Annotated in this window: 13 protein-coding genes; 3 read left to right on the top strand and 10 right to left on the bottom strand. The window is 40.2% G+C overall.

Annotated elements, in window-relative coordinates; all coding sequences use genetic code 11:
- Positions 1-33 precede the first annotated feature (33 nt).
- From IEU90_RS02425 to helD, 3 genes are all read right to left on the bottom strand, one after another.
- Entirely contained in the window at positions 34-1386 is a 1353-nt protein-coding gene (locus IEU90_RS02425) for an FAD-dependent oxidoreductase (protein ID WP_188357663.1), read from the bottom strand.
- Positions 1387-1480: 94 nt separating this feature from the next.
- Positions 1481-2824 carry an FAD-dependent oxidoreductase gene (locus IEU90_RS02420; RefSeq protein ID WP_188357662.1) on the bottom strand — a complete coding sequence of 448 codons (1344 nt, stop codon included), beginning with the start codon at positions 2822-2824 and terminating at the stop codon, positions 1481-1483.
- Between the two features lie 92 nt (positions 2825-2916).
- Positions 2917-5223 (bottom strand): RNA polymerase recycling motor HelD, encoded by a 2307-nt coding sequence (gene helD, locus IEU90_RS02415; protein ID WP_188357661.1) that lies wholly within the window; start codon positions 5221-5223, stop codon positions 2917-2919.
- A 228-nt stretch (positions 5224-5451) separates the two neighbouring features.
- Here helD and IEU90_RS02410 point away from each other — a divergent pair, with 228 nt between their 5' ends.
- The 3 genes from IEU90_RS02410 to hflX all read left to right on the top strand — a co-directional run bounded on the left by IEU90_RS02410 (position 5452) and on the right by hflX (position 8136).
- Positions 5452-6102: a DedA family protein gene (locus IEU90_RS02410; protein WP_153709090.1), complete on the top strand. Its 651-nt coding sequence runs from the start codon at positions 5452-5454 to the stop codon at positions 6100-6102.
- 73 nt (positions 6103-6175) lie between these two features.
- The gene (locus tag IEU90_RS02405) at positions 6176-6829 is read left to right on the top strand and encodes a histidine phosphatase family protein (RefSeq protein WP_153709091.1); all 654 of its coding nucleotides are present in this window, start codon (positions 6176-6178) and stop codon (positions 6827-6829) included.
- 29 nt (positions 6830-6858) lie between these two features.
- The gene (gene hflX, locus IEU90_RS02400) at positions 6859-8136 is read left to right on the top strand and encodes a GTPase HflX (protein ID WP_153709092.1); all 1278 of its coding nucleotides are present in this window, start codon (positions 6859-6861) and stop codon (positions 8134-8136) included.
- A 92-nt stretch (positions 8137-8228) separates the two neighbouring features.
- Here the strand turns inward: hflX and IEU90_RS02395 are convergent, their stop codons facing one another.
- The 7 genes from IEU90_RS02395 to IEU90_RS02365 all read right to left on the bottom strand — a co-directional run bounded on the left by IEU90_RS02395 (position 8229) and on the right by IEU90_RS02365 (position 14860).
- Positions 8229-8960, bottom strand: coding sequence for an LrgB family protein (locus IEU90_RS02395; protein ID WP_153709093.1), 732 nt, complete (start codon positions 8958-8960; stop codon positions 8229-8231).
- Positions 8944-9387 carry a CidA/LrgA family protein gene (locus IEU90_RS02390; protein WP_153709094.1) on the bottom strand — a complete coding sequence of 148 codons (444 nt, stop codon included), beginning with the start codon at positions 9385-9387 and terminating at the stop codon, positions 8944-8946. Before IEU90_RS02390 ends, IEU90_RS02395 begins: the two co-directional genes overlap by 17 nt.
- 91 nt (positions 9388-9478) lie before the next feature.
- Positions 9479-10003 carry an SA1002 family membrane protein gene (locus IEU90_RS02385; RefSeq protein ID WP_153709095.1) on the bottom strand — a complete coding sequence of 175 codons (525 nt, stop codon included), beginning with the start codon at positions 10001-10003 and terminating at the stop codon, positions 9479-9481.
- 154 nt (positions 10004-10157) lie between these two features.
- Positions 10158-10409, bottom strand: coding sequence for a GlsB/YeaQ/YmgE family stress response membrane protein (locus tag IEU90_RS02380; protein WP_153709096.1), 252 nt, complete (start codon positions 10407-10409; stop codon positions 10158-10160).
- Positions 10410-10412: 3 nt separating this feature from the next.
- Complete coding sequence (locus tag IEU90_RS02375) at positions 10413-10604, bottom strand: CsbD family protein (RefSeq protein ID WP_153709097.1); 192 nt, start codon at positions 10602-10604, stop codon at positions 10413-10415.
- 238 nt (positions 10605-10842) lie between these two features.
- A complete protein-coding gene (locus IEU90_RS02370) occupies positions 10843-11835 on the bottom strand; it encodes a D-2-hydroxyacid dehydrogenase (protein ID WP_153709098.1) in 993 nt (330 codons plus the stop codon).
- Between the two features lie 157 nt (positions 11836-11992).
- The gene (locus tag IEU90_RS02365; RefSeq protein WP_153709099.1) at positions 11993-14860 is read right to left on the bottom strand and encodes a YhgE/Pip domain-containing protein; all 2868 of its coding nucleotides are present in this window, start codon (positions 14858-14860) and stop codon (positions 11993-11995) included.
- Positions 14861-14872: the final 12 nt, after the last annotated feature.

The raw sequence follows: 14872 nt of genomic DNA, 5'->3' as shown, positions 1-14872 counted from the left end.
TGTAGCCGAGAATTTCTCAGTTACAGCTTTTTCTTATTTCTTCTTATCTTCTTTTTCAACAGCCGCTTGCGCTAGTAAGTTAACATAATTAAACGGACGGTCAAAGTTTGGTTGGAACAAGGTATCAACATAAGCAAGGAAATCAATTGAATTACGATTTTGAATACATACCGATACCAGGTTAGCTGATTGCGAAACATCATGCTTACTCATAAATTGCGCACCCAGAATCCGTCGCGTCCCCTTTTCCCATACCAATGTCATAAAGACGGGGGTCGTTGTCGGCATAAACTCTGGACGGTAGTTATCTTCAATCGTTACAGAATCCGCATCAATACCGAATTCTTTAGCCTTTCGCAATGTTAACCCGGTACATACCATTGTATTACCAAATAAGTGCAATCCTGTTGTTGATTGGGTTCCCATGTACTTCATCTTATTACCAAAGACATTTACACCAGCGATTGTTCCTTGACGAACAGCATTAGTAGCCAAAGGAACATAGCGATCGGTATTAGTTGGGTTAAAGTGAACTGATGTTACATCCCCACCAGCATAAATATCAGGATCAGAAGTTTGCATGTAAGCATTAGTTTTAATCGTGCCATCAGGGTGCAATTCTAGTTTGCCCTGAACCAAATCACTATTAGGACGGAAACCAACACAAAGAACAGCCATGTCAGCATCATAGATCTTACCGTTATTGGTTAATACACTCACACCACCATTGCCATTATCCTTAAAACCGGTTACCCGTTGGCGAAGTGCAAGGTGGGCATTGTGATCCTTAAAGACTCGACCAATACGATCTGAGTACTGCTTGTCAAAATACTTAAGCAGCATCTGATCCGAACTATTGATTAAAGTGACCTCTCGACCTTGACGGAGGTATGCTTCAACTAACTCAACTCCGATGTATCCACCACCAACGACAACAATCCGCTTTGATTCTTTGGCAACATTGAAGAGCTTTTTAGCATGGTAGTAAGTCTTACATAAGTATAAATTATTATTTTCAAGCCCTGAAACAGGAGGAATTACCGGCCATGAACCAGTTGTAATAATTAATTTATCATAGTAATCAGCTGTTAGTTTACCAGTTTCCTGATCCTCGATTTCAAGTGTTTTTGTAGTAGGATCAACACTCAATACATTATGTTTTACCTTAACAGTCGCACCCATTTTTTCCAGCTGCTGGGGGCTGGAGTAAAACATTGCATCGGGATCGCCAACCTCACCGCTTAAGTAAACCGCGATACCACATGAAAGGAATGAAACACTATCATTTCGTTCATAAATTACAACTTCCGTATCTGGATGCGCATTTAAAATCTGGGTTGCTGCTATCGTGCCCGCGTGCGTACAGCCAACAATAACTACTTTCATATCTACACCTCATTTTATATTCCTACTTTGATTAAAGTAAGCCTTTTTACTCCCATAATCAACAAATTAAATCTTCTTCTACTATTTTAACAGATTATTCGCTTCCTGCTTTAGCCATTGCTGCTTGGCCTAATATGTTGACGTAATTAAATGGCCGGTCAAAATTAGGTTGGAACATTGTATCGTACAGTCCTAAGAACTCAATCGTATTCTTATTTTGAATACACAATGAAATTAAGCTCATCGTTTCAGAGATATCATGCTTACTCATCATCTGTGCCCCTAAAATCCGCTGCGAATCTTTATCCCAAATTAATGACATTAATACCGGGGTCGTTGACGGCATAAACTCTGGACGATAATTATCTTCAATCGTGACTACATCTGCATCAAAACCTGCTGCCTGCGCTTGCTCAAAAGTCAAGCCGACTGCTGCCATTGTCGTCCCGTGAAGGTTAAGACTCATACTAAGCTGGGTCCCTGAATCATGCACTTGTTTTCCAATTACATTTTCCGCCACAATTGCTGCTTGGCGAACCGCTTCTGCTTGCTGTGGCTTATAAATATCTTTTCCTGTTGGATTATAGTGGACGGTAGTTGAGCCACCAATTGCATATACATCTGGGGCAGATGTCTGGATAAACTCGTTAACGGTAATGACACCTTTTTCATCCATATCTAACACACCGTTATAAATAGAAGTATCTGGTTTTTGACCTGCCTCTACCACAGCGCGGCTAACACTATAGGATCCCCCGTCTGTTACAACAGTAATCCCAATACCATTATCATTTAATTCAGTCACATGCTCATTAGTAATAACCTTAATGTTATCAGCCTTTAGGATATCTTCAGCACGCTTTGAGTATTCTGCTTCAAAGTTTTGGTGTAAGACCGGTTCGCCATTAGTGATGAGAACAATCTCTTTTCCTTGCTGCCGAAACGCATCGACTAGTCCTAAACTAAGCGGAGTATTTCCGATAATAGCTATCTGTTGGTCAACTGTTGATAGAAGCAAAGCCGCCTTAGCATCTTGCTGATCTTTTACTAAGGTTACGTTAGTACTATCAATTCCTTTTAAGGCTGGGGCATCGCTTGTTGAATCATTAGCGATAATCAATTTATCGTAGTGTTCTTCAGATGTGGTGTCATCTAACATTCCCATCACTTTAACCGTTTTTTGTTGTGGATCAATGCTCATCACTAGATAGCCCATCTTCACATCTGCGCCTCTGATTGTTAATTGATCAGGACTCAGCTCTGTCCGTAATCGAGGCATCTGCACATCTTGGTCATCATAGTCATTAATCTCGTAAGAAACTGAGGGGACCACTGCACTACGATCATAAATTGTGACCTCTGTATCTGGATGACTCCTTAAAATTTGTGACGCGGCTGTCATCCCCGCAAAGGTACAACCGATAATAATAACCCTCATAAACACTACTCCTCGTCGAAATTAATTCTTCACTTTTTATACATATTTAAATTATAAAGCTAATATAAGAAAGTGCAATATTCCTCTTGATTTTATTTATCATCATTAACTTTTTCATATTCATTATTTGGTACTTGGTCAAGCAAACTTGTTACGTTTCCAATTGAAATTAAGCTTAATTCATGCATTGCTCGAGAACAAATCGTGTACAGCAGTTGCCGCTCATCGTCCCCATGATATTGCTGGTCGTTGGCATCCCACACAATTACCGCGTCAAATTCCAATCCCTTGGCTAAATATGACGGTACGATAATCGGTCCCTTTACCAAACGCTGGTTCTCCGTCCGAATTAAAGTTGTTTTAACATTTTTAGCAAGCAATTTCTGATATAGGGCTTCACTATCGGCTAAAGTCTTACCAATAATTGCAACGGCATCATGATCCGCTTGATATTTGTCAAGGATATCAATAACATCTTCCACTGCTCTTTCTTCATCGCTAACCTGGTATACCTGTGGCTTGGCACCATCTCGTTCAAATGCTTCGATAGCTTCACCGTCAATCAGAATATGTTTGGTAAAGTCGGTAATCTGCTTTGTTGAACGGTATGATTTCGTTAATTGCACAACTTTCGTCTTTTCCGGATCAAACATTGTTCCTAATTGTTGCAACAGTGACCGGCTATTTTCATGGGTAAAAATCGCTTGGTTAAGGTCACCAAGCAAAGTAAATTTAGCACGCGGAAAACGATATTTAAGGTAAGCTAACTGATAAGCATCATAGTCTTGCACTTCATCAACAAAAACATAACGAATATCACGCTGTCCCCGCTTACCAGTAATTAAATCATACAGGTACAAGTAAATCGTAATCCCATTAGCGCTAACATTCCTCTTTTTCAGCCCTTCCTTTATCTCATCTACGTATTCTTTCCATTGCGATTCATTAATCCCATAATCTGCAAGATCAATCAGCTTCGGCGTTACCCTTAATAAATGAAGGAACTGTCCATTAATATTCAACCACTGATTATGATCAATTGCCCGTTTAATCGGCGCAAAGGCACGCATTACGATCTGTCGCGCAAGAAATTTGTATTCTTTATCTTCATCGTCAAACTCACGCGATTGGTTATTAAAAAGATTATCAATCTCTTCCTTGCTCAAGCTTTGAATTTCATCTTCAACCCACTTATTCCGCATCTCGCTGCTAACACGGTAGTTAAGATATTTGATTAATTCCTCTTTGGTTCCGTCTAACCTATTTCCCAGGTTATAGTTGTTGTTAAAGGAGTAATAAATCTCTTTAATCTTATCTTTGCTTAAAAATACTTTCCCGTTAAACATCAGATTACGGAAGCGCATATTAGCATGACCAAGGTGCTTTGCATAACGTTCTGTTGCATTAAAATACCGCAGGCTAGTCAAAAGCCGCTGTGCATTTTGGGATATTTTATCATTATGACTTTCAAAGCGTTGTTCTAAGTTCTGAACATGTAATTTTGGTACCCGTCGATTGGCAAACTGGAAGTAGGTCATTTGAACCATATTGTGTTCACCCAGCTCTGGCAAAACCTGGTCAATATAATCATTAAAAAGCTGGTTAGGTGAGAATAATACAACCTGTGATGATGTTAAATTACCGCGATAACGGTATAGCAACCAGGCAACCCGTTGTAAAACTGCTGCAGTTTTTCCAGATCCGGCAGCCCCTTGAACAAATAAGAGGTCATCTTTAGTATCACGAATAATTTCGTTTTGTTTCCGTTGAATAGTTGTTACAATGCTCTTCATTTTTGCACTAGAGTGATTACCAAGCGCATCTAAAAGCATCTGGTCGCCAACTTGTTCATCGGTATCAAAAATCGTTACAATTACGCCATCTTTAATTTGAAATTGCCGTTTAAGGGTTAGGTCAACTTCTTGCTCGCCAATTGGGGTCTGGTATTTCACCTTGCCTAGTTTTCCCTCATAGTAAACGGAAGAGATCGGAGCACGCCAATCATATACGAGGAAATGATCGGGCTTATCAGTAAATGATGCCAGTCCAATATAAACACTTTCTGTCTCAGTGGCACCTTCTTCCCGAAAATCAATCCGGGCAAAGTATGGTTTCTTTTCAAGCCGCTGTAAAGTTGCTAAACGATCAGCAGCGTGTTGCCAACTATTTTGCCGTTCATCTAACATCTGTTGCTGAGCACGAAAAGACATCGCCGTATCCATCATTCCTGAGTAGGTAGTGGTATTTAAGTGAATATCATCAATCTGCTTGTTAATTCCCTTAATATCATGTCGCGCAGTTTTTATTTTTTCTTCAGCATTTTGCTCTGCCTGTTTTACTTTATCAATTACATTATCAAGATATTTTTGTTCTAGTTCTTTTTCTGTACTTGCGGACATTACATACTCCCTGCCTTTCAACTTCTTATCAGTTTATTTTACAATTCGGGTATCTTTTCCTTAAAATTATCCAACTATTATATCATTTTCCCCAATTGGTCTGCTAACTTTAGGTCCGCTATTTTCTTAATTATTAAATGTCGCTTAATTTTAGCGCTAAAAATGGGCAGATAGCTAAAATAAAGCTACAATATATTGAAATCCTATGACAGGAGGGGAGAAAATACTATGGGCCATCTTTTTTATATCCTAACGCATATTGCGGAAACTATTATCCCAATGTTTGAATGGATGGGCGCTTGGAGCTATGTCCTCCTTTTTATTTTGATTTTCATGGAAACTGGATTAGTAATTTTCCCTTGGCTTCCCGGTGAATCACTCGTCTTTTTAACTTGCTCTTTTATTGCCTTTAACCCTGTCTTAAAAATAGAAATCGTTATTCCCGTATTTTTCTTGGCCGCGCTAATCGGCGATACTGTCAATTACTTCATTGGCCGTTCCCTGTCACGGTGGCAATGGCTGCAAAAAAGATTGACTGGACCGCGTTTTGAGAAAGCACAAGAATTTTTAACCCGTCACGGCATCAAGGCAGTTGCCCTAGGACGATTTGTACCATTGATCCGCACATTCGTCCCCTTAATCGCTGGTACAATGCGTTTTCCGTTTCACCGCTTTACAGTCGGCAACATCATTGGTGTTATGTTATGGGTGGCAATCGGTGCCGGATGCGGATATTACTTTGGGACAATCACATTTGTTCGGCAGCACTTTTCACTTATTATCTTAGCATTTGTACTGTGCTCACTGCTAGGAGTTGGGCTGCTTGCACTTATTAAAATGCTTCGTCAGCGGATTATTAAGCGGAACCGAATGCTATAATTACTTTTTCTTCGGCAAAATCATGTTAAAATATAATAAGTATTTTTATTTCGCATAAAGGAGTGCTGTAACTATGGCAATCAACGTTTATTTTGTACGTCATGGACAAACCTATCTCAATCTCTACAATCGGATGCAGGGTTGGGCTGACGGTCCGCTAACGCCAAAGGGACAAGAAGACGCCAAACGAGTAGGACGGGCGCTTGCTCCAATTCAATTTGATTATGTATTTTGCAGCGACCTCGCACGAACAGTATCAACGACACGGTTCTTACTCGCTGAGCATCCTGGCAATAATCCAGAACCAATTACAGAACCAGCATTTAGGGAAGAGTTCTTTGGCTACTTTGAAGGTGAAGACGGTCAACACTTTGCTGACTTTCTTGGCGGTCCAGAAGGCTATCATAGTTTTGCTGAAATGGTTGCCGGCTGGGGACCGGATAAACTAAAGGATAAGATTGCAGCCGCAGATAATTACGGTACTGCTGAAGACCACGTTGCTTTTTGGAAGCGAGTAGACAAGGGGTTCGACCGTTTGCGTGCATTGCCAGATGGATCAGAAGTACTCGTTGTTTCTCACGGGGCTACTATTCGGTCAATTGTTCAACGTTATTCAGATGCCTATGATCCAGGTGATTCACCTCGTAATGGGAGTATCACCAAACTAACTTTAGATAAAAATAATACTACCGTTGATTTTTACAACAAACTTGAATTACCAGAATAATATCCATAAAGGGGGAACACTATTCTTCAATGGACACTAACATACAAACCGCAGAACCAGTAATTATTACTGGGCTAAATACCGGTCAAGAAGACTATGACTATTCAATGATTGAACTTGCTGAATTAGCACAGGCCAACCATATGGAAGTCATTGACCGAATTGATCAAGTAATCGACCGTCCCAACCCTGCGACCTACTTTGGAAAAGGTAAAGTCGAAGAGATTCGGGAGGTTGCAGATGCTAACCATGTTCCAACAATCATTACTAATGATGAGCTATCACCTAGTCAGTTGCGTAATCTTGAAGAGGGTACCGGCTGTCGGATTCTCGACCGTACCGCCCTTATTTTAGAGATTTTCGCTAACCGTGCGCAAACAAAGGAAGCCAAACTCCAAGTACAGATTGCCGAGCTTCAATACCGTCTGCCACGGCTTCAGACTAGTGCAAGCGAACGCCTAGACCAACAAACTGGTGGCGGAAGCGGCTTTACAAACCGGGGTGCGGGGGAAACTAAGCTTGAAATGGATCGGCGGACAATCCAGCACCACATTTCACACCTTCGTCAAGAGCTTGCCGCAATTGACAAATCTGAGCAAACAAAACGAAAGCAACGGTCAAAGAGTGCCATCCCGACAGCTGCATTAGTCGGTTATACTAACTCCGGTAAATCAACAATTATGAATGGGTTAGTACGGAAATACGGCGCCGCAGAAGAAAAAACCGTCTTTGAAAAAAATATGCTATTTGCAACGCTCGATACAAGCGTCCGGCAATTAACACTTCCCGACCAAAAGCGGTTCTTATTAAGTGATACAGTTGGATTTGTCAGTAAGCTGCCAACCCACCTTGTTGAATCATTTAAATCAACACTTGCTGAGGCAGCAAACGCCGATTTACTAATTCAAGTAATTGATTACTCAGATCCCCACTACAAACAAATGATGGAAACTACCGCTAAAACATTAAATCAAATTGGTATTACAGATATTCCAATGATTAATGTCTTCAATAAGGCAGATAAAACTGAGATTGAGTTTCCAGTCTTAGAAGGCGATGATCAGGTTGTCATCTCGGCTAAACAAGATGCTTCGTTAGATTTACTTATCGATGTTATTAAAAAACACCTCTTTAAGGATTACGTCACCGCAACCTTATTGATTCCATTTACCGATGGGCATATCGTTTCTTACCTTAATGAGCACACTAATATTTTAGATACAAAATACGAAAGTAACGGAACGTTGTTAAAAGTTGAAATGTCTGTTCAAGACTATCAACGCTATAACAAGTATGAAAAAGTTTAGTACCCTTCTAACAAACATTTAAAGAACGACCAGGATTGGCTAAAAAAGCTAATTGTGGTCGTCCTTTTTTTACTTATTCTAAATAACTACACTTACATAAAAATTTGTGCGAAAGGAATCACAACTAAATCGACAACAATCCCAATTATAACAACGCAAACAGAAGCCATTGCTCCTTCTAATTCGCCAAACTCTAGTGCTTTCGCTGAACCCACTGTTCCACCGGTTCCTAGACCTAGGCCAAGACCAATTTTAGATCCTTGGAGTCTAAATAATTTGATAAACGCATCTGCTAAAGCATACAAGATTACTGCCTTTAAAATACAGGCCATTGCCGTAATCGCTGCATTTCCCCCGATTGCATCTGCTACTGGCATCGCAATTGCTGTTGTCGCCGCTTGCGGAAGCATTGCAGCAGCCGATTGATGAGATAGCCCCACCAGTTTAGATGCCCCGAGGATAATAAACAGGGCAATAACACTACTGATTACCAAGGAAATTAAAATATCAAACCAATACTTTTTCAAGACGGCATTCCGTTTAAACAACGGGATTGCAAAGGCAATGGTGGCAGGATTAAGGAACCAGAAAATAATATCTCCGCCTGGCTTATAATAATGACGATAAACATAAGATGTCGGCATTCCACCAATCTTTCCCCAAATAACTAAAAGAATAATTCCAGCAACCATCCCAAAAAATAATGGCTGAAACAGGAAAAAGCCCTTGGTAATCTTAAATAGCCACTGCCCAAGAAGGAAAACAGCTAGTGATATAAAAATTCCGGTAAACGGTAAAGCAAGATTATTATTCAAAGCTGCCATCTTTATCCCCTCCTTGTGCTATTTGTTCGCGTTTTTTATCAATGCGGCGGTGAATTGCAATAACAAAACGGGTAACATACGCAGTTACAACTAGTAAAGCAATAGTTGCAACAATAATTACAAAGACTATTTGAAGTCCTTCTTCACGCAAGATTCCAAGGTCATTCGCTATCTGAATTCCTGACGGGACAAAAAGGAAACCAATTAGGCTAATCATAAACATCCCAAATTCTTCTACCCACTCAACCTTTATAATTCTTAAGGTAAGCAATAAATATAATAAAACGAGGCCAATTACAGGCGTAGGAACAATAAAACTGCTTGGCAAAATACCTGAAATAACACTTGAAACCCATAAGACTCCAGCAAAGATTCCCATTTGGACAAGAATCGGCGCTTTCTTTTCTTTTTTATTTTTCTGCGTCATATTGATAGTCCTCCGTATTCTATGTGCTTTCAATATTAATTATACGGGAGTCGGCACAGTTATGAAAGCGCTTTGCTTGTTGCTTTTTTCACTAAATTTGCTTCTGTTGAACCTTATAAATAACAATTGCAATCCATGTCGAAATTAGTGCAGGAAACAAAGCCATAATTAGGTAGTCCGGATTAATAATTTTACTTTCTGCCACTATCCTTATCATATATTTAGATGATTTGGAAAGGTCACTAAAAATTACCTGATAGATTGTCGTATAGATCAATGACCACTGAATATAGTATTCCATAATGGTTAAACTAGTTTGACGGTAGTGAAAATGTTGTTGAAACCACCGTAAAAAGTTTGACATTAAGATTCCAATAAAGACTGCGATGAGCAAAATCAAACTAAAAATCGAATCAACGTGAAAAAGTTTAAAATCAAAAATTAACGTCATTACACAATACAATAAAGTAATAAAACTAATCATACTCATCGTGACCATAATCGTAATCAATATTAATGAATGAACGTATATTAAGCTATGTGTCCGCTGCACGCTAAAAGTAGTTGACCCTACTATGAGAAACGCTAACAAAACCCAATAAATGATTTTTTTCATCCCCTTAAAACTCGTTATTTCTAGTTTAAGCTAATTATCGTGAAAAGCGAAAAAGAAAGTCAAAAAGACGACCAAAATTAACTAAAAAGCTGATTCTGGTCGTCGCTATTCAAATCTCAGTTAGAATTATATGCAATTATCTATTTATCTTAGCCTAATGATCAGTTCGAATACCAAAGATGAGGGACACAATCATAACAAGGATAACTGCTCCGATCACGGATGGTATAATCGCCATCCCCGCTACTTGCGGTCCCCACGCTCCGAGAATCGCCTCACCGACTACTGAACCTACTAATCCAGCAATGATGTTGCTAATCACGCCCATCGAGCCACCACGCCGGGTCAATGCACCTGCAGCTAGTCCAATTAGGCCACCAACAATTATAACCCATATCCAATGCATAATTTATCCCTCCTTTTTATCTTCTTCCTTGCCTTTTAAATCATCGCGAAGGTCTGCTGCCTTATCCTTAATTTTACCCTTAAGCTTTTGCAGTTTTCCTTCACCTTCACGGGATTTATCGTTTGTTAGTTTTCCTTCAACTTCCTTAAATTTCCCCGCAACTTTATCTTTCATTCCGTGTTTATCGCTAGCCATTATTATCAGTCCTTTCCTCTGTATCTGGCTATCAAGTGGCTGACAACATTCCGTTAAATATGACTCCTTTCTTGGTTGACTAGTGGTAATTGATGGTTTTAAGTCTAACACCCCTTTATCAAGAAAGCGATATCTTAGTTGTGTCCTTATAGTTTACTTAAAAATATTTTTTATATCTTAAGCAAATAAAAAAGGTTGGAAAATTATCCAGCCTCGTTTCTAGTTTTATTTATATATCTTACATTCTGATCTCATTTCTTGAATGCTTTCCTTCAACAACTGTTACAACATCATTTAAGCTTATTTCAACCATATTACGGATTGAAGTCTGGGTTAAAAACGCGATATGCGGCGTTATAAGGACATTTGGCATTGCTGCTAGCTTCTTATAATCAGCAGGTATCTTGTCAGGTGAAACCTGCTTTGAGAAGAATGTTGTTTCATCCGCAAGCGTATCCAGACCAGCACCAGCAATTTCGTGATTTTCCAATGCAGCAATAAGGTCTGACGTATTTACTAAACCGCCTCGTGCCATGTTGATTAGGTAGGCATTGTTTTTCATCATCTTAAATTGAGGAGCTGCAATCATATTCTCCGTACTTGGCAGAAGCGGGGTATGAAGAGTTAAAATATCAGCACTCTTAACAACCGTTTCAAAGTCGGTATATTCAACATATGGTTCATATTCGACGTTGTAGAATGGATCATAAGCTAATACCCGTGCGCCTAAAGCCTTATAAATTTGCGCGGTGGCACCGCCAATATTGCCTAATCCAATTACCCCCACGGTTAAATTATAGATTTCGTTACTGATCAGATCATCGCTCCACCGAAAGTCACCATGAGCCATTCTTTCCCGAAAGTCCGCAATGCGACGTAAGAGGTACATTGCCTGGGTAACCCCCATTTCCGCGATTGCCCGTGGTGAATATACCGGAACATTTGTCACAACAATATCGTTAGCCTTGCAATCGTCAAGATTAATCATATCAACACCAACTGTCCGCGTTGATAATTGTTTGATCCCCATCGCCGCTAATTCTTCATATACTTTTGCATCACCAAGTTTTGCCGTTTGTTGGATAGAAACACCATCATACCCTTGGGCAAGCTTCACAGTCTTGGCATTTAGTGGTTTATCCACCATTTCTACTTCATGACCGGTTTTCTTTGCCCACGCGTTAATATACGGTTTTTCTGCTTCACGAACACTATAGATAATTAATTTCATCAGTTTACTCATTCCTTTCGATGAAACTGTTTACATAACTAGCTTATCACTCTTTTTCCTCATCGGCAGTAGATTAACCTCAGATATAATGAACATTTAATTATTAGGTGAATAAAAAAGCCTGCGATAGCATTACCACTATCACAAGCTTATTTACTTATTGTTCACCATTGCTTCCTTGATTAGGACGTTTCTGTTGAAGGTGCATTCCATCGTAATCGCCTTCTGGTCCAAGTAGTTCTTGGTTATTATCTAACTCTGACCGACCAGCGTAATGATGGTGTTGTAGCCAAATCATTCCGAATAAGAGAAGGATAAAGAATACAACAGCGATTACTAGAAGGACAGTATTACAGAATGCTACGTAATGCGAACCAAGTCCTCCTGAAATTGAATCCCGTAGTCCTAAAATCGAGTACGTCATTGGTAAGTACCAGTGAATTACGTTATAGAACTTCATTGTAATTTCCATTGGGAAGGTACCACCTGATCCACCTAATTGAAGCATTAGGAGAACCATGGCGAAGAATCGTCCCGGATTATCAAAGAGCATTGAAAGGAACATAACAATTGCCATCGAAGCTAACCCGAAGCAAATCGTAGTCACAAAGAATGAAACCGGATGGAGAACCGTAAGTCCACAGGCCATCATAATTGCGTCTTCTGCGATTGCCATTGCAGTTACAACGATTGATCCAACTGTAACCTTACTTGCCCACCAAGCGATTGGGGCCTTACCAAATTCAGCAACCCGCCGAATTGGATAAACAAAGTTAAATACAAGTGCCCCAACATAGATTGCTAATGAGAGAACGTATGGTGCTAAGGCATGACCATAGTTTGGCACGTAGCTGTAATCAGTGTGCTTAAGTGCTGTTGGTTCAGCAAACATCTTAGCAGTCCGTGATGAAGTCTTAATACCATTAACTTGCTTTGCGCCGCCTTCGAGAGACGTTGCAAGTTGAGAAGCACCAGCGTTCAACCGAGAAATTCCCGAAATAAGGGCTGGAGAATTATCTTGAAGCTGTTGTGTTCCGGCAGCTAATTGGTTTACTCCCGCAACAAGAGCAGGAACTTGACCATTCAATTGACCAAGCGCACTAGCTAATTGACCAGCTCCCGAATTCAATGCTCCGCTGTTAGCATTAAGTTGGCTAATTCCGTTGCCTAGTTGACCAACGCCGGCTGTATATTGACCGATTCCGTTAGCGAGTTGGTTAGCACCGGCTCCGGCTTGAGCAACACCAGCTGTGTATTGACTAACACCATTAGCAAGCTGACCTGCACCAGCTCCGGCTTGGGCAACACCAGCCGTATAACGTCCAATCCCTGAATTAAGGGTACCAGCTCCTGCAGCCGCACTATCAACACCATTAGTATATTGGTTTACACCATTATTAAGTGTACTTGCACCAGATGAAATCTGACTAGTAGCGTTTTTAAGCTGGTTAACAGCATCCGGCATTGCGGCTAAAGCGCCTTTGTAGCCGTTCAATGTTGCTAATAGTGTATTAGCTTGCTTAATTGTACCGTCAGCATTATTTAGTACTGTTGACATTTGTGAAAGCTGACTAAGCTGTTGTTGCATACCGCTCAAACTACCTTGAAGACTGCTTAATTGGCCTAGCGTGCCGCTTAAGCCTTGAATTGTTGAAACATTACTACCCGCTTTACCAGCAATTTGTTGAGCAGCTGCTTTGGTGGAATCACTGGCTTTATCATCTTTAAGGATTTGTTGTGCTAATCCAGCAATCTCTGCATCATTAGTAGCAACACCTTTAAGCTGATCACCAGCACCAGCAACGTTTGATAGTGAACCAGAAGCTTGTTGCAATTTTCCAGCACTATCTTGGACACCAGCAAGGGCATTCTTGGCAGTAGCAAGACCGGTTTGTAATTGACCTAAACCTTGTTGAAGGCTTTGCGCTTGATCCATTGCCCCCATAATACCGTTAAAATTAATATTACCGAGTTGGCTATTAACCGTCGAATTTAACTGGTTTGCACCAGATGCTAATTGGCCTGAACCATTTTGCAAATCAGATGACTTATCACGTAATGTATTTAAGCCATTACTTAAATCATTAGCTCCTGAATTTAATTTTCCAGAATTACCCATCAATTCATTCAAACCACTATTCAACTGACTTGCACCAGAATTCAAAGCACCTGAATTAGCCATCAGGGTACTTAATCCGCTGCTTAACTGACCCGCTCCCGAGTTCAATGCACCAGAGTTAGCCATTAACTGACCAACACCGTTACCTAATAGGCTTACGCCACCAGTGTACTGCATAATACCATTAGCTAAGGTCTGACTTCCAGTGGCGAGTTGTTGTGCTCCGCTAGCTAATGGCGCAACACTAACTCGTAAGGTCTGTACACCATTATTTACTTGGGAAACACCGGCAACATAACGATTTACTCCATCGCTTAAGGTTACCATTCCCGTATCGATCTGCTTAGCACCATCGGCGGCCTTAGTCATCCCTTTGCCAAGTACGTGCAATTGCTTAAACATCGCTGTTGCATAAGCATTAGTAACCGACGCACGAATCTTTTCATTTAACCGTGTCATTCCAGTTTGAACGATTACTTGACCGATGTAATTCAAGGAACCATTAGTCTGGTAATGTAATTTCATTGTTCTGGGATGCTTTTGCAAAACAGTCGCAGCATTTTCAGAAAAGTCTTTAGGAATTGTAACTACCGCATAATACTTCCGATGGCTCATCCCATACTTAGCTTTTTTAGCTGATACAAATTCCCATTTCAATTGATGATTTTTCTTTAATTCATCAACCGTCTGCTGTCCAACATCCATTTTCCGGCCTTGGTATTCAACAGGAATATCCTTATTAACAACTGCTACCGGTAAGTTCCGTGTACTTCCATACGGGTCCCATACTGATTTCAAGAAGAAAATACTATATAGGAAAGGTATGAAGCAAATAACCGTTACTGATAGGAGCAATAAACGGTTATGTAAAATATGACGAAATTCGCCTTTTATCATGCTCCACATTTTTAATACTTC

This window comes from Limosilactobacillus caviae (genome assembly GCF_014635905.1).
Classification (GTDB): domain Bacteria; phylum Bacillota; class Bacilli; order Lactobacillales; family Lactobacillaceae; genus Limosilactobacillus; species Limosilactobacillus caviae.
The sequence above is the reverse complement of the archived record's forward strand: the minus strand, read 5'-3'. Positions and strand labels throughout refer to the sequence as shown.

What these genes read in the sequence shown, in the direction of transcription:
- IEU90_RS02425 (WP_188357663.1), bottom strand. Translation starts at nt 1,386, where the DNA reads ATGAAAGTAGTTATTGTTGGCTGTACGCACGCGGGCACGATAGCAGCA.
- IEU90_RS02420 (WP_188357662.1), bottom strand. Translation starts at nt 2,824, where the DNA reads ATGAGGGTTATTATTATCGGTTGTACCTTTGCGGGGATGACAGCCGCG.
- helD (WP_188357661.1), bottom strand. Translation starts at nt 5,223, where the DNA reads ATGTCCGCAAGTACAGAAAAAGAACTAGAACAAAAATATCTTGATAAT.
- IEU90_RS02410 (WP_153709090.1), top strand. Translation starts at nt 5,452, where the DNA reads ATGGGCCATCTTTTTTATATCCTAACGCATATTGCGGAAACTATTATC.
- IEU90_RS02405 (WP_153709091.1), top strand. Translation starts at nt 6,176, where the DNA reads ATGGCAATCAACGTTTATTTTGTACGTCATGGACAAACCTATCTCAAT.
- hflX (WP_153709092.1), top strand. Translation starts at nt 6,859, where the DNA reads ATGGACACTAACATACAAACCGCAGAACCAGTAATTATTACTGGGCTA.
- IEU90_RS02395 (WP_153709093.1), bottom strand. Translation starts at nt 8,960, where the DNA reads ATGGCAGCTTTGAATAATAATCTTGCTTTACCGTTTACCGGAATTTTT.
- IEU90_RS02390 (WP_153709094.1), bottom strand. Translation starts at nt 9,387, where the DNA reads ATGACGCAGAAAAATAAAAAAGAAAAGAAAGCGCCGATTCTTGTCCAA.
- IEU90_RS02385 (WP_153709095.1), bottom strand. Translation starts at nt 10,003, where the DNA reads ATGAAAAAAATCATTTATTGGGTTTTGTTAGCGTTTCTCATAGTAGGG.
- IEU90_RS02380 (WP_153709096.1), bottom strand. Translation starts at nt 10,409, where the DNA reads ATGCATTGGATATGGGTTATAATTGTTGGTGGCCTAATTGGACTAGCT.
- IEU90_RS02375 (WP_153709097.1), bottom strand. Translation starts at nt 10,604, where the DNA reads ATGGCTAGCGATAAACACGGAATGAAAGATAAAGTTGCGGGGAAATTT.
- IEU90_RS02370 (WP_153709098.1), bottom strand. Translation starts at nt 11,835, where the DNA reads ATGAAATTAATTATCTATAGTGTTCGTGAAGCAGAAAAACCGTATATT.
- IEU90_RS02365 (WP_153709099.1), bottom strand. Translation starts at nt 14,860, where the DNA reads ATGTGGAGCATGATAAAAGGCGAATTTCGTCATATTTTACATAACCGT.